Source organism: uncultured Psychrosphaera sp. (assembly GCF_947500655.1).
Classification (GTDB): Bacteria; Pseudomonadota; Gammaproteobacteria; order Enterobacterales; family Alteromonadaceae; genus Psychrosphaera.
In genome coordinates this window covers 16,848-35,439 of the sequence record NZ_CANMSK010000017.1, presented here as the reverse complement: position 1 = coordinate 35,439, position 18,592 = coordinate 16,848, and the positions used below count along the sequence as shown (strand labels likewise).

Here is an 18,592-nt window from a genome sequence, read left to right as displayed (position 1 = left end):
AAGACAATTGGTATAACTCCTTGCTAGGTACCTTATTAATACTCCTGATGTAATTACTAAACTTAGCTCTGCAATTAGCTTAATTCCTAGCTCTGCACTTAACTCTGTGCTTAAAAGTTTTAATACTTCCTTCACTCTTATTCTTCTATTTTAAAAAAATAACATAACAAGCAAAACATTGATCTAGTTCAATATAGTTACATATTGCTAGGCGCATTATTAACTTAGGCAAAAAATTATACATTTTGTACAACACTAGAGTTAATAAAGGGAAGCGTTATGTCTTTAAAAATGAATTCCAAATTTGATATTCCAACAACTGCAGCAGATGGTTTTGAACATGAGCCTGATGCCTCCAAAGATTTTTGGCATCACCAAAAATTGAACACCTTACCACCAAGAGATTACACTGCTCCTTACTCTCGTCATAAGCCGTTACCGACTCCGGGTGTAGAAAAGCGCAAAGCTTGGATTATTGGTGGTGGAATTGGAGGGCTTGCCGCTGCATTTTATCTTATACGTGATGGCCATATGCCTGGTAAAAACATCACTATTTTAGAAGAAATGGATATTGCTGGCGGCTCTATGGATGGCTCTGGTGATCCAGAAAACGGCTACATAATTCGCGGTGGCCGAGAAATGAATTGGAATTACGACACCCTTTGGGATATGTTCCAAGACATTCCAGCCCTTGAACTACCTGAAGGTTATTCTGTACTTGACGAATATCGACTGGTTAACGACAACGATCCAAATTACTCTAAAGCACGGTTAATTAAGACAAGCGGTGAGATTCTAGATGACCAAGACTTTGGGCTAAGCAAGTCTCAACAGTGGGAAGTCGTTCGCTTAATACTCAAACGCAAAGAAACCTTAGACAATCTCAGCATTGAAGACTATTTCAGCGAAGGTTTTTTAAAAAGTAATTTTTGGTTTTTATTCCGTACCATGTTTGCCTTTAAAAACTGCCATAGCTTGTTAGAAACTAAACTGTATTTGCATCGCTTCCTAGACTCCATCGACGGTTTTGGCGATATGTCTACCTTGCTGTTTCCAAAATATAATCAATACGACACGTTTATTAAGCCAGTAATCAACTACTTAAAAGACAAAGGCGTTACGTTTCAGTTTGATACTTGTGCACACGACCTTGATATCAATTTCACAGGCGATAAAAAAACAGTTACTGCTATCAACACTGTGGTTGACGGTAAAGAATTACAAGTTGCAGTGGCACCAGAAGATTTAGTCTTTGCTCTTAATGGCTCAATGACAGAACAAACGGCTTATGGTGATATGGAGACAGTGCCAGTCCTTACTTGCGAAAATGATGATCCAGGAAAAAACAGCGGTTGGGATTTATGGAAAAACTTAGCGGTAAAATCACCTGTATTTGGTAAACCTGATAAATTTTGTGGCAATGTTGAAAAGTCTATTTGGGAGTCAGCGACGCTCACATGTAAACCTTCAGCGCTTATTGATAAATTACAAACTCTAGCGGTAAACGACCTTTATTCTGGCCGAACAGCAACAGGCGGCATTATTACCGTTACCGATTCAAACTGGTTGTTAAGTGTGACTTGTAATCGTCAGCCTCATTATCCCGAACAACCAGACGATATATTGGTGATCTGGGTTTACGGTTTATTGATGGACAAAAAAGGCAACCGAGTTAAAAAAACCATGGCTGAGTGTACAGGCAAAGAGATCCTTGAAGAATTATGTTTCCACCTTGGTATTGTTGATCAACTTGATGATGTTGTTGCCAATACAAAAGTACGCACTGCATTAATGCCGTACATTACCTCACAATTTATGACTCGCGCTTCAGGCGACAGACCAAAACCAGTACCAGAAGGTTGCACTAACTTAGGCTTTGTTGGTCAGTTTGTGGAAACTCGCAACGATGTCATTTTCACTATGGAAACCTCCATAAGAACTGCACGTGTTGGTGTATACAAGCTATTGAATATTCCTAAACAAGTGCCGGATATAAACCCAGGGCAGTATGATATTCGTAGCATGTTAAAAGGGGCAAGAGCTCTTAACAGTGGTAAGCCTTTCTTTGGTGAACGTTTGTTACATCGTTTACTGGATAAAACTTACTTTGCTCATATTTTGCCTCCACTGCCGGAGCCAGAAAGTAAAAAAGATTGGCATTTTCAAGAGGAAATGAACGAATTACTGGGCAAAGGCAATACTGTAATGCATAAGTTTGGTGCTTGGGTAAGTTCACTGAGAGAAAACTTCTCAGGTAAAGACAAATAGCTAACTGCGTTTATCTGATTTTTAAATAAACGTTTACATACAAAAAAGCCGCGGCTAATTTTTTAGCAAGCGGCTTTTTTATAACTGACTTTTATGGCTGTTTTTCGTCATGTTTTATAGCTATCTTTTATAAAATCGCCCCTAAAAACAAAGTTATAAACAGCTATTATTTAACTTACTTTCTACCTGTGTAAGCGTAAATAATTGAATCAATAATTGGACTCCATAATTCTTTTGTACCATCAATATCTCGTCTTACCCAAAAATAGTAATGTGTTTCCGACCAATTCCAATAATATTGTTCATTTAATTCCGCTGGTAAGTTGAAACTATAACCACCTTCTGGCCAAGTACCATCTAACAGCTTTTGCTGGTATTGAGATTTAAATTTATTAAACGATGCTTGGTCTTTTTCAATCATGCGATAGATGATTTGTAGGCCAGCTAAGTTATTCAACAGTCCATACTTTTCCATCCTGGATTTAGTCGCCGATACAAAGGACTTATTACTTAATAGCTCTGACACTACGCTACCAAAATACTTTACGAACTCTGGATTGTAATGACCAAAGGTGTATTTTGAGGTTAATACTAATTGATCATCATAATGTGGCCCCGACAGGAAAATACTCATAGGCATATCATTTTGTAATGACTCAAAAGGCACTAAAGAACGCAGGTATTCAAATGTGTTAAGTAGCCCAGGTCCTTCCGTTAATCCGTAATCATGGCTCCACCCTTCCCTAACAGTAACGAACACAGCTTTAGGCAAGTTTTCAATAACATAGGTTAATTGTGAATACAGAGCCGACTCTCGTATCTGTTGCTCAGACACCTCTGTGTGATCCTGCTGTGCTGTATTGTTTTTTATTTCAGAGTTCAGTGCCAAAGTGGAAAAGGAGGCTCCAAGGCAAACACTAAACATCAAAGTTACTGATGCAAACCAATTTATTACTTTGGTTTGCTTTTTATTAAACTGACTTCCGTTGTTTTGTTTTATTTGTTTACGCATTAATGTCACTCAAAGATTGATAATTAATTAAAGAAAATAGCCCAAATGACCTTCCATTTTATTGCTATTAGCCCCTCATGTTTTGTCATTGTACCAACATCTTTGTTTACCAGATACTGTAATTAAAAAGCCCCACTACTTTTATCATCTAAAAATAGTAAGGCTTTTTTCAAATCACAGACTTAAGTTTTAACTTAGTCTTTAACTTAAGCTACTCGTTAAAAGAATCCCATTGGGTTTGCATCATAACTTACCAACATGTTTTTAATTTGTTGATAATGCTCCAACGCTATTTTATGTGTTTCGCGGCCAATGCCTGATTTTTTGTAACCACCAAATGCAGAGTGAGCTGGATAATGGTGATAACAATTCATCCATACTCGGCCCGCTTCAATACCACGCCCCATACGATAAGCAAGGTTTGTATCACGAGTCCAAACACCAGCACCTAAGCCAAAATCACTATCATTGGCAATCGCTAATGCTTCGGCTTCATCTTTAAACGTAGTAATACTTATTACAGGGCCAAAAATTTCTTCTTGGAAAATGCGCATATCATTTGTACCTTTGAATAATGTAGGCTCAATATAAAAACCATTATCAAAGCCTTCAACTTCAGCAACATTACCACCGGTAAGTAGCTCTGCACCTTCATTTTTACCAATTTCAATATACTCTAAGATTTTTTCATATTGAGCTTGAGATGCCTGAGCACCAACTTGTGTTTCTGTATCGAGTGGATCACCACGTTTAATGCTTTTTGTTCGTTCAATTACTAATGCAATAAACTCATCGTAAATTGATTCATGAATTAAGGCACGAGATGGACAAGTACAAATTTCACCTTGGTTAAAGAAAGCTAATACTAGACCTTCCACACATTTGCTAATGTAAGACTCTTCTTGTTGCATAATATCAGCAAAGATAATGTTTGGAGATTTGCCACCTAACTCAACCGTTGAAGGTATAAGGTTTTCTGCTGCACATTTTAATACACCTTGCCCTACTGGTGTAGAACCTGTAAATGCAATTTTAGCAATACGCTTACTAGACGCTAGCGCTTGTCCAGCTTCTTTACCAAAGCCATTAACAATATTTAATACGCCCGGCGGTAATATATCTTGGATTACTTTTACTAGTTCAAGAATAGAAACCGGCGTTTGTTCTGCTGGCTTTAAAACTACACAGTTACCTGCTGCAAGTGCTGGCCCTAATTTCCATGCAGCCATTAAAAGAGGGAAGTTCCAAGGTATTATTTGACCAACAACGCCTAGCGGTTCATGAAAATGGTACGCTACTGTATGTTCGTCTATTTCTGCAGCCGTGCCCTCTTGAGATCTTAAACAACCGGCAAAATAACGGAAGTGGTCAACAGCTAAAGGAAGATCAGCGTTCAATGTTTCACGTATTCCTTTGCCGTTATCCCAAGTATCGGCCACAGCTAACGCTTCTAAATTTTGCTCAATTCTGTCAGCAATTTTCAATAACATATTAGAACGTTCTTGAACTGATGTTTTTCCCCAAGCTGCTTTTGCTGCATGGGCAGCATCTAATGCTAAATTAATATCTTCTTCTGTAGAGCGAGGAATACGACAAAATACCTCACCATCGACTGGACTTACGTTATCAAAATATTGTCCTTTTACTGGTGCGACCCATTCGCCTCCAATAAAGTTACCGTACTCAGCCTGAAATGTAATAAGGCTACCTTCACTTCCCGGTTTTGCATATATCATAGTCATTTTCTCCGTTTCATTTTTAGTAGAAATAAACCTGCAACTCACTGTAATAACAATAAAAAAATATAACTTGCCTGTCAGTCCATAAAACTTGCCCATCAGTCCACAACGCTCTTTTTGAAAATCGATTTTAATAATGCATTTATGATTAAGTAGTGAATAAATGTGTTGACCAATAAACAATCAAAGGTGATTATGGGCAAAGTAAAAATCTGGAAGTCACTTCACGATTGACAAAAATCAGTAATGAGTCAGTAATGGAATAAGAGGTGTAGATGAAGCATTCTTCGTATATGGAGAAAACGCTGCTCCAACATAAACGTTCGCCCGTTAAATTGGTCGAAAATCGAGTCTGCTTTGCAGGCCCTCACTCTGAGTTAAGTATTTACGATACTTATGAGCAGGCTGAAAAAATCAGCCTTAAAGCTGAGTCTTTACTCTATTGTGGCATGGTTAGCGGTGCCAAAGTCATGCATACACAACACTTGAACGACATATCTTTTCTTCCACACGAATCTTTTATACTTTCCCCTAATGAAGAAGTTTTTATAGACTTTCCTGACGCGCAATTAAATAAGCCAACAACCTGTTTAACAATAGAAATTTCTAAAGAACGTGTGGCTAAAATTTGTGAGCGAATGAATGATCTTTTAGCCCATTCATTACCAACTGGCGCATTTATAGATCCAAACCAACCGCTACATACCTTTCATACTCAAGCAACCCAACAAGTATTAGACCGATTAACTAGTCACTATATACAAGATGATCCAGACCGTGATTTATTAGTAGATTTTGGCGTGAGTGAATTGGTTACGCGGATATTAAGGCATCATGGCAGAGACGCCTTACTGCATTTTACTAGAAGTGCTCCCGATGCAAACGGACTCACCAGTGTTTTACATTATATTGAAACCAACCTCGCCTTACCTTTAGAGCCAGACGAATTAGCAAAAATAGCCTGCATGAGCCGCAGTCGCTTTTATCAAACCTTCAAGCTACAACTCGGTTGCACACCGCTTGAATATCAGCATCAACGCCGAATGAATAAAGCTTATCAGCGCTTACAAGAAAAACAATCGGTGACCGCCGTGAGTTATGAATTGGGCTATCAAAGCCTGAGTCATTTTAGCCGACGTTTCCAACAACACTTTGGTATATCACCAAGTCAAATATGCCAAACAAAAACAGACCAATTAAATTGATCTGTTTTGTTTTGTAGTTTTGTAGAAACATATCAATAAATAAAAAACGCCACTGAGGCAGTTAACATTAACTTCCACTATGGCGCTTTACGTTAGCTTGGTCATCACTATTTCATTTACTAAATAGTGAATAACCAGCTAACCGCTTTGTATTTCAATTTATAACTCAGTTATGGTTACCCGCACATCACGTAACTCTGTGCTATAACCATCGGTAACACTAATAGTCACTTCATAAACGTTATCTAAATCAACATCCTCTGGTGTTGTAAGTGATTTGGCATTAATAAACGTCAAACTACCATCGGCGCTGTCAATACTGAACAAAGCGGCATCATCACCACTATCAATTGCATAAGTTAATGTTTGGCCGTCAGCATCAGTTGCTGAAAATGTTGAAACAACCGTTTCACCTTCAACAACATCAAGCTCAGTTCCCGAAAATCCAGTGTGTAGCTGAACTTCGTCACTTTCATAATTAGCCGTCATGACGTCAACATATCCATCTTCATTCACGTCCGTTACATAGATTGCGTCTATCGTATCGACCAATGTGAAGTAATCTTCACGCTTGGTAAAGCTTTCTTCACCATCATTTTCATATACAATAATACCGGTGTTATAATCAGTTCCAACAATAAAATCAACATCACCATCATTATCGATATCCGTTGCAGATAGAGATAAGGCAAAGTAATTTTTGGTTGAGATAATCACCTCAGTAAAGTTACCATCACCATCATTTTCAAGCCAAGAAAGCGTATAAAGGGAACTAGGAGATGAGTAAGCTAAATCCACATCACCATCGCCATCAATATCAGTGGCAATAACCGCGCTAGCACTTCTATTATTGGTGGTTAATACCTCTTTAGTAAACCCTTGACTACCATCATTTTCATACCATTCTACAGAACTATCATTAGTAGAAGTGGATATTAAATCGATATCACCGTCATTATCGAGATCGGCTGCGGTCACAAAGCGAGTACCATCGGCATCAGTAGTGACAACGTGTTTCATAAAGAATTCATTACCATCATTTTCATACCAAGCAATGGTGTCGTCGTTAATAGAGGCTGACATTAAATCAATATCACCATCACCATCGACATCTAATGCGTAAACAGAATAAGCACCATCAACACCAGTTGCTACTATGTATTTAGTGAAATTTTCATCACCGTCGTTCTCATACCAAGCGATAGTGTCGTTATCATTAGACGCCGACATTAAGTCAATATCACCATCACCATCAATATCTAACGCATAAACAGAAAACCCTACAGAAACTGTATCTGTTACAACATATTTAGTGAAGTTTTCAGCCCCATCATTATCATACCAAGCAATAGTACCATCGGCAGATGATATGGATACCATGTCAATATCACCATCGCTATCGATGTCTGCTGCATAAACAGAGCGTGGGCCATCAACGACATCATCAACAATATTTGTTGATACTACGCTGTAAGCATGACTTACGTCCCACTCTGGAGTGAAGCTATTTCCTGCATCATTTGGCGTAGTGTCACTGTTGTCACCAACACCATCGCCATCTGTATCTAGTGTTTCACTATCATCTAATGGAAAAGCGTCATTAGTATCTAACACACTATCATTGTCATCATCGGTATCGCTATTGTTACCAATGCCATCGCCATCGGTATCAGTTGTTTCAGTTGCATCCTCAGGGAAAGCGTCACTGTAATTTGATACGCCATCTCCATCAATGTCAGTATCATTGTCATCACTGATACCATCACCATCTAAATCACTTTTGATAATGACACGTACATCACGAAATACATCATTGTAACCATCGTTTACACTAATCGTTACTTCATAAATGTCATCACCATCAGCATCTTCTGATGATAACAGTGTTTTAGCGCTAGCAAATGACACACTACCTGTACTAGTGTCTATGTTAAACAACGCAGAATCATCACCACCTGTAATTGCATAAGTTAGTGTCTGTTCGTCAATATCAGTGGCTGACAATGTTGATACAAAGGTTTCGCCTTCAAAAACATCAATCTCTAAACCTGAAAAACCAGAATATAAAATAATGTCATTACTGCTAGCGTTAGTTGCGAGCACATCAACATAACCATCGTCATTCACGTCCGCCGCATACACAGAATAGTTATAACCATCACTGCTAAATTTATTACTAATAGCTGTGAAATTTTCGCTACCATCGTTTTCGTATCGATAAAGACCATCGCTATATCTACTACCAGAAAGGAAATCAACATCACCATCATTATCTATATCACTAGCATGCAATGATAAAATATAATTAGTTGACGTTGTAACCACTTGCTCTGTAAAACCACCTACTGCATCATTACTAAACCAACCCAGTGTTTCGTCGTCTTCTGAGGTATAAGCCAAGTCAAGATCACCATCACTATCAACATCAACGACAGTAACCGCTGACGCACCTTCAGCATTCGTTGTTAAAATTTGTTTCGTGAAATTTTGACTGCCATCGTTTTTATACCAAGCAATGGTGTCGTCATTTTCAGAGGCTGACATTAAATCAACATCTCCATCATTGTCGATATCTGCGGCTGTTACAGAACGAGCCCCCTCAGCGTTAATGTCCACGCTACGTTGAGTAAAGATCTCGTTGCCGTCATTTTCATACCATGCAATGGTATTGTCTAATGCTGAAGCTGACATGAAGTCAATATCACCATCACCGTCCACATCTAATGCATAAACCTTCTGAGCGCCATCAGCCGTGTTTGTAACAACATGTTTAGTAAAACCTTGACTGCCATCGTTTTCATACCATGCAATGGTGTCGTCATAATAAGATGCAGACAGTAAATCAATATCACCATCGCCATCAACATCCAGTGCATAAACAGTGTTAGCACCATCAGCATCAGATACTATAATATGCTGATTAAAACTTTCACTACCGTCGTTCTCATACCAAGCAATGATGTCATCATCGAAAGATGCTGCTACCACATCCATATCGCCATCATTATCCATATCAATAGCGTAAACAGAACGAACACCATCAAAATTACTATCAATAGTATTGGTTGATAACACGAGGTACACAGCACTTGCATCCCACACAGGAGAAGCACTATTATTGGCATTATTAGGAGCTGGGTCGCTGTTATCACCAATACCATCACCATCAGAGTCTACGGTTTCAGTACTATCTAATGGGAAAGCATCGTCAATATCTAAAACACCATCATTATCATCATCAGTGTCGCTATTGTTACCTACACCATCACCATCACTATCAATTGTTTCTGTAGCATCATAAGGTAAGTCGTCGTCGTCATTTAATACGCCATCGCCATCAATATCAGTGTCTTGTTCGTCAATCACACCGTCGTTGTCGGCATCACCAATAATAGTTACGCGAACATCACGAGTGATAATAAAGTACCCGTTATTCACACTAATGGTTACTTCATAAACGTTATCTGCATTAGCATCACTTGGCGCTGCCCATGACTGAGCTGTAATAAATGACAAACTTCCATCGGCACTATCAATATTAAATAACGCGGCATCATCACCACTATCAATAGCATAGGTTAGTGTTTGACCATCGGCGTCTGTCGCTGAAAACGTTGATATAACAGTTTTACGCTCAAATAGGTCAATCTCCACACCTGAAAAACCAGAATACACAGTCAGAGTATCTTCTGTATTAGACACCGCTACTACATCTACATGGTCATCGCCGTTAACATCTGCGGCATAAACTGAGTTTATATAACGGCTACCGGTGAAATAACCATCGTGTAGTGTAAAGTTCCCGCTACCATCATTTTCAAACAATTTAATTTCAAAGTTATAATTATTACCGGAAACAATATCCACATCACCATCAGCGTTTATATCCGTAGCATATATAGATAAAACCTCATCAGCCAATGTTGTGATAGTGCGCTCTGTAAAGCTAGCTAGCCCATCATTTTCAAACCAAGTAATCGTGTCATTTTTTCTAGATGCTGACACTAAATCAATATTACCATCGCCATTAACATCAACAGCAAGCACTGTATTAGCTCCGTCTGCACTCGTCGTTAATATGTTTTTAGTGAATACTTGATTACCGTCATTTTCATACCAAGCAATCGTGTTGTCATCATAGGATGCTGACATTAAATCAATGTCACCATCATTATCGAGATCGGCAGCCGTTACTGACCGAGCATCTATAGCGTCGGTAGTAACAATATGTTTAGTAAACCCTTCATCACCATCATTTTCATACCAAGCAATGGTATTGCCTATTCCAGAAGCAGACATTAAATCAATGTCACTATCACCATCAATATCCAATGCGTAAACAGAGTGCGCTTCATAAGCATTAGTCGACACAGCGTGCTTTGTAAAACTTTGACTACCATCGTTCTCATACCAAGCAATAGTATGGTCATTAAAAGACGCTGACATTAAATCAATATCACCATCGCTATCGATATCTAGCGCATAAATAGAACGAGGATCGTAAACATTGCTGGTAATAAGGTGCTTGATGAAGTTTCCACTACCATCGTTTTCATACCAAAAAAAGTCAGTATCGTAGTTCCCCCCAGCGATGAGATCAACATCACCATCGTTATCAATGTCTGCACCATAAGTCGCTGCGGAGTCTACAATGTCATCGTCAATCACTTGTAACGATAAAGTGCTGTAACTGGCCTCATCATTCCATACAAGAGAAGTTGTATCTTCAGGCTCTATTAGCTCTGTTGGATCTGTCGGATCTGTTGGATCTGTTGGATCTGTCGGGTCTGTCGGGTCTGTTGGAACTGTTGGCTCTGTTGGCACCACTATTTCGTCAGTTCCTCCACCAGAGGAACCACCACACCCTGACAAAAACAAGGTGAGCACACATATCAAAAGACTAAACTTAAACATCAAACACCTACTTTATGTATAAAAATCAGAACCTTACACCAAATGTAAATTTCAAAAAAACTTGGTAAGTAAGTCATTGTAGTACGGATGCACAAGCATACCGATCAGTAAGGTCGCGAGTCTAGCAAGTGAAATCAACGATGTAAATACGTGTTTATAATAGAATCAAAATGACTTGCAAATATAGATTTTAAAGGGATTACAAAACACGAACCATGTTATGGAATTTAACGTCATTCATAAAAACATGATCGTAAGCTGCCAAACATATATTGCTATCATTGTTATTAAAGTGGGCGGAATAATTTATATCTCATCAATGATGTGAAGTCTCTGAGATGTGACGGAAAATAGCGTAAGTAAAACTAAGGTAAGGTGATTGACAATAACGCACCAGCATTTGTGTTGCTAATAGTTAACTTACCTTGATGTAATTGGATGATGTCGTCACAAAGTGACAAGCCTAAACCGTGACCTTGTTTTTTAGTGGTGTACAAAGGGGTAATTGCATTTTCTACGTTGGAAAAACCTGGCCCGTTATCTTGAATGTTAATGGTTTGTTCTTTTCCGTTGTTGGTCTTTGATACGGTTATTACACACTGATTTGGATTTGCTTCTTTTGCATTTTTTAATACGTTAATGATTAACTGTTCAAACAACATGGCGTCGGCAAAACATTGAGTGTCACCTTGATAAATAACATCAACGCCTTGTTCATAAGCATTTTGCTCTATTAATAGCTTTAAGTTGAAGTGCTGCGGTGTTGGCTCTGGCAGTTTGCTTAATTGGATATAGGCTTGAATAAACTCCAATAACCTTTCGCTGCGATTTCTTATCCGTGCTAAGGCTGAGTTGATTTGCTCTCTAGGCATGTCATTGGCGCTTAATATTGAGTCGGCTAATGATGCTATAGGTGTAATTGAATTATTAAGCTCGTGAGAAAGTATTCTAATTAAATCTTGTTGTGATTCCCTTCTTACTATTTGTAATTGGCGTCTTATATAACTTGCGGTGATCAAACGTAAGCTGTTGTTTGCTAGTGAAAAGCTTTCTACTTTCCATTCATTGTTTAACTTAGGGTGATGACATTGGTCCTCAATATGAACAAAACCACATTCTTCCATTGTCATGCCACGGCATAATGGCGAATTGAGACTTTTGTACATAGCTTGATTAAAAAACACCAATTCATTTTCAGCGTTAAAAATAATGACAGGGAAAGGCCATTGCTTAAATACACCATATAAAATATCCAGCTCAGCTGCTTGAGGCATTGCCTTCTTAGAATGTACTTCTGCTGCTTGCTCACTTTGAACAACAGAGTTAACACTATTCATCAGTAACTCACGAATAGGTGTAAATAGTAAATGGTAAGTGTGGTAACAAAGATAACCAACAAAATAAGCAATCAAAGTTGTTAATGACAAGCTCAGTAACACATCATGGTAGTTAACGTATAACAGGCTATAGGAAAAGATAACCATAGTTATACCAATGACTATAAATAACCACTGCAACTGGCTACGGATTCGTCTTAGCTTTTTTACTGAGTCTGTTTTAAGAATATCAGACTGCGCTATTTCACTTTTCACTAAATCATTCATGCCAATTGGTACTTTTCTAATCGTCTGTAGAGTGCATTCCTAGAAATACCTAAATCCGTAGCAGCTGCGCTTATTTGACCATTATTTGCTTTTAATGCCTTGTTTATTCGCTGAATTTCCATTTCTTCCAGTGTTTGCTCTGTGTGTTGTGGCTCTGACTGTTTTAGGTCTGCCTGTAGTCCAAATTGTACTTTCGTTTTCCCTGTTAAATCTAAATTCAAATGTGAACTATGTATATTAGTGCCAGAGTTTATTAATACTGCCCTTTCTATAACGTGACTTAACTCACGAATATTACCTGGCCATGAATACCCTTTTAACACAGACAGTGCCTCCGGTGAGATATGGTTAGTAGAGCGGTTATATTTTGTTGCCATCTTTTGTATAAACTGCTTCGCTAATTTTTCGATATCATCCGCTCTGTCCCTCAGTGGTGGCAAGGTGATAACAAAAGTATTAAGTCGGTAAAGTAAATCTTGTCTAAACAAACCATTTTTTATGGCCTCATCTAAGTCTTGATTGGTGGCGGCAATAAGTCGCACATTCACTTTACAAGATGTACTTGCACCTAAAGGCGTAAATTCACCAGACTCTAAAACGTGCAGTAGTTTGGGTTGCAGTTGTATAGGAAGTGTACCAATTTCATCCAAGAACAGTGTTCCTTGGTCTGCACGTAAAAAGGCACCGTCACGATTACTTTTGGCATCGGTAAATGCGCCCTTTTCATGCCCAAACAATTCACTTTCAAATAACGTTTCTGCAATTGCTCCCATGTTCAGTGGTAAAAACGGCTGGTTACTTCTACCACTTAAATCATGCAGCCGTTTAGCTAACATAGACTTTCCAGTGCCATTTTCACCTAAGATCAATATATTGGCATCTGTTGGTGCAAGCTGCTGTATTTCATTCTCAAGTTCAAGCATTGATTTAGAAGACGTTATCCAGCTATCGGTTTTGCTTGCTTGGGAATGCGGTTTATTACAATATTGCCCCACCTTAGATAATAACGCATTCTTATTCCACGGCTTTTCAATAAAGTCGCTAGCTCCCATTTGAATTCCATTTACGGCAAGTTCAATGTTAGCCCATGCGGTCATTAGAATAACAGGTACGTTAAATTGAATAAGCTTGCTTAATAGCTCGATACCTTCTGCACCAGAGGTGGTATCTCGGCTGTAATTCATGTCCAATAAAATAAGATCTGGCTTTTTTCGTTCCACCATAAGTAAACACTGAGTGGGATCTTTTGCCTCTAACACTTTGTAGCCATGTTGAGTAAACATCACAGCAAGCGCTAGACGAATATCTTCGTCGTCATCAACCACTAATATTGTTTTTTGCTTCATCTTTTATTGAAAGTGGCCAAAGCCACTTTCCCTTATGTGCTGTTTAATTTTCTCTTAATGCTTTCATTGGATCTTTGTTTATCGTTTTCCATACCACCAGCGTAATGGCAGAACACACGATAGCCAATAATAATACATTAAAGAGTAACAATGACTGCCAAGAAAAGTCTGGGATCTCGATGATTTTTTCTTTTAATATTAAATAGATAGTAGACGCTAATAATACAGAAATAATTACCGAGCTTAACAATAAACCACTAAAGTCTTTTATTGTTTTTTTCAATAACGACATTCTTGACGCGCCCGTTGCCATTCTCACTGCTAATTCAAAACGTTTCAATTCAGTAAAGCTAAGCGCCATGCCGTTACTGCCTAACGTTGCCAGTAACAAGGTTAAAAAGGTTAACATCAACACAAAATAGAACTGTACTCGCTTACCTAAGTTAAGATTATCCAATGATTCAACTAAATTCCGTACAATAATATTCTTTATAGGTAAATCGCTCGACCGTATCGTCGACTCCAACAAGTCATGGTCTATATGTTCACCATTTGGTACTTGCAGAATTACCTGAATAGTTTGTGGCCCTAGGTTGACTTTAGAATAACTTAAACCAAAGCCATTAACCCCATCATTCATACGATCGTAATGGTTAGCAATTACACCAATAATTTGTTCTTTATCAAGTTCAGTCCCCAAAACACTTGTAATTTCACCATCTTCCGACAAGTTTTTCGCCAAGGTTTCATTAATAATGACCACTTTATCGTTGTTATTAAATTCCTCTTCAGTCATGTTTCTACCGGCAATTAACTTAAGTTTAAATGTAGGAATATAATCCGGTGCAATATGTTTATAACCGTAAGTTAAGGTATTACCATCCTTGGGGTTTTCGCTAATTTTTATTCCTCGGAACGTTAGCCCTAAAGGCTCACTTTGACTTTTAAGTACGTTAGCGTGTGGGAAAGCTGATGTAACAAGTTCTGACATCTGTTTATGGAGTGCTTGGTTATATTCTTGCCTTTTTTTAAGTTCTTCCTTACGCGCAAGTTCATCCTCAGGTAATGGGTCTTGAGACAACTCCAACTCTACAGATGCTGAATATATATTTTCTATTTCAAAGCCTAAATCGACATTAAGTTTGGAATAAGCCGAATCCGCTAACATCGCACTACCAGTTAAAATAATCACTGCGGATGAAACTTGAGCAACAAACAAAAATTTACTCATAAAATTAGCTTTAACCGAATTTACCCCTTTATTACCTGAGTTTAACTCCATTAGTAGCTGTTTATGATCAAATTGTTTTATCGCTATTGTTGAAAAAACCAAGTTAATTAATAGAACGATACAAACTGAACTTATTATAGTGAAAGCATCCAACTGTATAAGCTCCAAATGTTTGATATTACCTCCACTCACTATAGGCAATAAACGAATAACCCAAGCCGCGCCTAACAGTCCTAAAAATGACGACAGTAAAAACGTGGGTAAATTTTCAATAAAAACCATTCTTTTTAACTTGCCGACACTGGCTCCAAGAAAAAGCTGAGTTGCAAATTCTTGTCGCCTCTTTTGATAATAAGCAATAAACAAATTTAAAAGATTTAAGCTCGACATTATTAACAGCACTATCACTGTAACTAATAATAAAATCAGCATAGAGTTTTGCTCATCAAGTAAAACATCACGAAATAACGTTACCTGCACGTCTTTTTCAAACATTTTAAGCCAACTGTTCTTAGATTTTTGCTCTGGATTATTTTCAGCATAATTATTAAAAAACTGAATAAGATCATCGGCTGTAAGTGCTTTATTGTTTTGCCTAAAAAACAAATCCATTGAAGCACCTACAGTGCTACTTTCAGCATTTAACAGTGCCTCATCTAAAGAATAAAATTGCCATATTTGTTGCTCATTTTTTTCAGAAAGTGAATTGTAAGAGATCAAGTTTTGATAAATCCCTTTGATTTGGCGGGTTTTATCGTTCACTTCAAGCGTAGTATTTAACACGTTAATATTAGCTTGATACGCATTACGCCATAAGGATTCACTGATCCAAACGCCATTATCTATATTTTCCTTATTAGGCGCTTCCCCCAACATCAACCTATTATGAGTAACCACTGTTGGGAAGTTAGTTGAGGCCTCAAATTTTGTAACCTCCACTTCAGACTCATTAATATTTAAAGAGTCACTACCCGAGCGCAACGATCCAAAATCACCAGACTGATGGTAAGCCTTAGCCAGTTCAGCCAAACGCTTTTCATCAATATAAGGGATTATTACTACGTCTGAAGCTTTAAGGTTAAACTTTACTGAATAAAGCGTTTCTTCATTTTTAATATCGGGTAATGGTTTTAATACCATATTGCTGATCATTGCAATAACCGCTAATACACCAGCAAGGGTAAGACTTAACGTTAAAACAACGGGAAGTGATAACCTGGGTAAGGTAAATAAACGAGAGATGCCTTGGTAAAATACTTTTAAATAGAAGTTCATTCCGACACCTCGCTATTCTCAACCATGATTTTACCGTCAAACAAACGAATATGTCGGCTTGCCATTTGACTGTACCTTTCATCATGGGTCACCATAACAATGGTTGCCCCTTGTTGATTTAGCTGCTTTAACAGCAACATAACCGCATCGCCATTTTCACTATCCAGATTACCGGTTGGTTCATCCACCAATAACAAATCTGGCTCACCGACTAGCGCTCTGGCGATAGCGACTCGTTGTTGTTGTCCACCTGATAATTGATTTGGTGAATGGTCAATCCGATCAGCCATATTCACAGCTGCAAGTTGCTTTTGTACTAAATGCTCAATATCTTTTGGCGGCTTTGCTCTGTGTTCTAACGGCAACGCTACATTTTCATAAACGCTTAAACTGTCTATCAAATTAAATGATTGGAAAACATAACCAATATGTTGGTTTCTAATTTTTGAGCACTCATCCACAGACAAGCCCTTTACATTAATGTTTGCTAATTGGTATTCGCCTGATGTTGGCGTATCTAATAAGCCTAAAATACTTAACAGTGTGGACTTTCCACAACCTGACGGACCAGAAATAGCAATAAACTCGCCTTTTTCTATGGTTAAAGATATATCCTGAAGCGCCATCGTCTTAATTTGACCTTTGCTAAATTCCTTTTGGATATTGCTTATTGTGACTAATGTCGTCATCGATTTATTCCTTAATTTATGGGGCTTCTAAAGCCAGTTGATTGTATGTGTCCCACCGCTTCATGTCATTAACTACTAATACATCACCTTTTTTAGCACCAGATGAGATCAGTAATTGATGATTTGATAATTCACCAAAGTTAATGGTGGTTTTTTCTAACGTGGGATTGTTATTGGTTTGCGTAAAAATAGACATTTGAGAAAGCGGGATTAACCCAGGCTTTTGCTCTACAAACAGTGCTTGTTTTTTATGAGTAATAAATAGTTCTGCATTTAAAGGCTGTGAAGGTTTAATGGTTTTAGGTAGTTCGCTGGTTATTGCTGCTTCTGCTACCACAAAACCGTTCTCAATCACAGATCCCATTTGCGTAATATGGCCTTTAAGGTGTTGGCTTTTATTGGTAATAATTATTGGCGAGCCATGAGCCACAAGCTGAGCAAAACGTTGAGGGATATTTATTTGCGCAATCAGTTTGTTTTTAGAGCCAACTTTACCGATTTGAGAGCCTGTGGTTAATCGTTGCCCAACTTCTATGTCTAACGATTGTAAAGTGCCATCGATGCCTGCGGTGATATTAAGATCATTTATTTTGGTACTTAAGCGTTTAACATATTGTTGCTGTTGCGTGATGAGTATTTGTTGTTGTTCTAACTGCAACTTATGCATTTCTAATAACTTTGTATAACGATACTGAGCAAACTCTGTGCGCTTTTTTATTTGCGCATAAGCCAATGACGAACGCTCTAATTCAATAGCTCCCGTTATACCTTGCTCAACTAATCGAGTATTAACATCAACATCCAATTTAGTTGTTTGAATTTGGCTATCCATATCTGCCAAGTCACTTTGAAAAGCTAATTGCTCATTTTGTTTTAAAAATTTGAAAGATAAAAACTCAGATTTCATTCTTTCTAGCTTTAGTTCAGCTTCATAATGATCTTGCATTAAATCTGGATTTGCCATTGTAGCAATGACGGTATCTTTGCTTACATCCGCTCCTGGACGTATAAACACTTCAACAACTTGCCCTTGGCTAGGTGCGGTAATTAACCGTTGATATTCAGAAGCATATGAACCAAACACAGGAAGATAGACATCAATGTCCCCTTGCTCGACCACCACAGTATTTAGCTCTGACTTATCTAGAGTCGGAGTTCCAGGGTTAAGCGTTAAGTACAATGAAGCAACAGAGGCTGTTAAAGCCAAAGTAAGAAACAAAAACTTTGTCGTTTGAGAACGTTTCGTTGCGGTTAAATTTATTTGCATTATTTTCATTTAGGTTTTAGTAATAACCTAACATTGAAAGTT

10 protein-coding genes are annotated in these 18,592 nt (G+C 38.0%); 2 read left to right on the top strand and 8 right to left on the bottom strand.

The window, feature by feature from the left end:
* The first annotated feature begins 279 nt into the window (after positions 1-279).
* Complete coding sequence (locus Q0940_RS13500; RefSeq protein WP_299269406.1) at positions 280-2,268, top strand: oleate hydratase; 1,989 nt, start codon at positions 280-282, stop codon at positions 2,266-2,268.
* A gap of 175 nt (positions 2,269-2,443) precedes the next feature.
* On the opposite strand, the gene Q0940_RS13495 is transcribed toward Q0940_RS13500, so the two are convergent.
* Both Q0940_RS13495 and Q0940_RS13490 read right to left on the bottom strand, forming a co-directional pair.
* Positions 2,444-3,280: a hypothetical protein gene (locus tag Q0940_RS13495; protein WP_299269403.1), complete on the bottom strand. Its 837-nt coding sequence runs from the start codon at positions 3,278-3,280 to the stop codon at positions 2,444-2,446.
* Between the two features lie 218 nt (positions 3,281-3,498).
* Positions 3,499-5,016, bottom strand: coding sequence for an aldehyde dehydrogenase family protein (locus tag Q0940_RS13490; protein ID WP_299269542.1), 1,518 nt, complete (start codon positions 5,014-5,016; stop codon positions 3,499-3,501).
* 278 nt (positions 5,017-5,294) lie between these two features.
* Between Q0940_RS13490 and Q0940_RS13485 the strand changes: the two genes are divergently transcribed.
* Positions 5,295-6,224, top strand: a complete 930-nt coding sequence (locus Q0940_RS13485) for a helix-turn-helix domain-containing protein (protein ID WP_299269400.1) — start codon at positions 5,295-5,297, stop codon at positions 6,222-6,224.
* A 159-nt stretch (positions 6,225-6,383) separates the two neighbouring features.
* On the opposite strand, the gene Q0940_RS13480 is transcribed toward Q0940_RS13485, so the two are convergent.
* The 6 genes from Q0940_RS13480 to Q0940_RS13455 form a co-directional block, all read right to left on the bottom strand.
* Complete coding sequence (locus tag Q0940_RS13480; protein ID WP_299269398.1) at positions 6,384-11,138, bottom strand: FG-GAP-like repeat-containing protein; 4,755 nt, start codon at positions 11,136-11,138, stop codon at positions 6,384-6,386.
* A 365-nt stretch (positions 11,139-11,503) separates the two neighbouring features.
* Positions 11,504-12,742: a HAMP domain-containing sensor histidine kinase gene (locus Q0940_RS13475; protein ID WP_299269395.1), complete on the bottom strand. Its 1,239-nt coding sequence runs from the start codon at positions 12,740-12,742 to the stop codon at positions 11,504-11,506.
* The gene (locus Q0940_RS13470) at positions 12,739-14,088 is read right to left on the bottom strand and encodes a sigma-54 dependent transcriptional regulator (RefSeq protein ID WP_299269393.1); all 1,350 of its coding nucleotides are present in this window, start codon (positions 14,086-14,088) and stop codon (positions 12,739-12,741) included. Before Q0940_RS13470 ends, Q0940_RS13475 begins: the two co-directional genes overlap by 4 nt.
* A gap of 43 nt (positions 14,089-14,131) precedes the next feature.
* Positions 14,132-16,594 carry an FtsX-like permease family protein gene (locus tag Q0940_RS13465; RefSeq protein ID WP_299269389.1) on the bottom strand — a complete coding sequence of 821 codons (2,463 nt, stop codon included), beginning with the start codon at positions 16,592-16,594 and terminating at the stop codon, positions 14,132-14,134.
* Positions 16,591-17,283, bottom strand: coding sequence for an ABC transporter ATP-binding protein (locus tag Q0940_RS13460; protein WP_299269386.1), 693 nt, complete (start codon positions 17,281-17,283; stop codon positions 16,591-16,593). Before Q0940_RS13460 ends, Q0940_RS13465 begins: the two co-directional genes overlap by 4 nt.
* Positions 17,284-17,299: 16 nt before the next feature.
* Entirely contained in the window at positions 17,300-18,550 is a 1,251-nt protein-coding gene (locus tag Q0940_RS13455) for an HlyD family efflux transporter periplasmic adaptor subunit (protein ID WP_299269383.1), read from the bottom strand.
* Positions 18,551-18,592: the final 42 nt, after the last annotated feature.

Bases quoted from the DNA above. Each gene is read 5' to 3' on its own strand.
- Q0940_RS13500 (WP_299269406.1), top strand. From the start codon at position 280: ATGTCTTTAAAAATGAATTCCAAATTTGATATTCCAACAACTGCAGCA.
- Q0940_RS13495 (WP_299269403.1), bottom strand. From the start codon at position 3,280: ATGCGTAAACAAATAAAACAAAACAACGGAAGTCAGTTTAATAAAAAG.
- Q0940_RS13490 (WP_299269542.1), bottom strand. From the start codon at position 5,016: ATGATATATGCAAAACCGGGAAGTGAAGGTAGCCTTATTACATTTCAG.
- Q0940_RS13485 (WP_299269400.1), top strand. From the start codon at position 5,295: ATGAAGCATTCTTCGTATATGGAGAAAACGCTGCTCCAACATAAACGT.
- Q0940_RS13480 (WP_299269398.1), bottom strand. From the start codon at position 11,138: ATGTTTAAGTTTAGTCTTTTGATATGTGTGCTCACCTTGTTTTTGTCA.
- Q0940_RS13475 (WP_299269395.1), bottom strand. From the start codon at position 12,742: ATGAATGATTTAGTGAAAAGTGAAATAGCGCAGTCTGATATTCTTAAA.
- Q0940_RS13470 (WP_299269393.1), bottom strand. From the start codon at position 14,088: ATGAAGCAAAAAACAATATTAGTGGTTGATGACGACGAAGATATTCGT.
- Q0940_RS13465 (WP_299269389.1), bottom strand. From the start codon at position 16,594: ATGAACTTCTATTTAAAAGTATTTTACCAAGGCATCTCTCGTTTATTT.
- Q0940_RS13460 (WP_299269386.1), bottom strand. From the start codon at position 17,283: ATGACGACATTAGTCACAATAAGCAATATCCAAAAGGAATTTAGCAAA.
- Q0940_RS13455 (WP_299269383.1), bottom strand. From the start codon at position 18,550: ATGCAAATAAATTTAACCGCAACGAAACGTTCTCAAACGACAAAGTTT.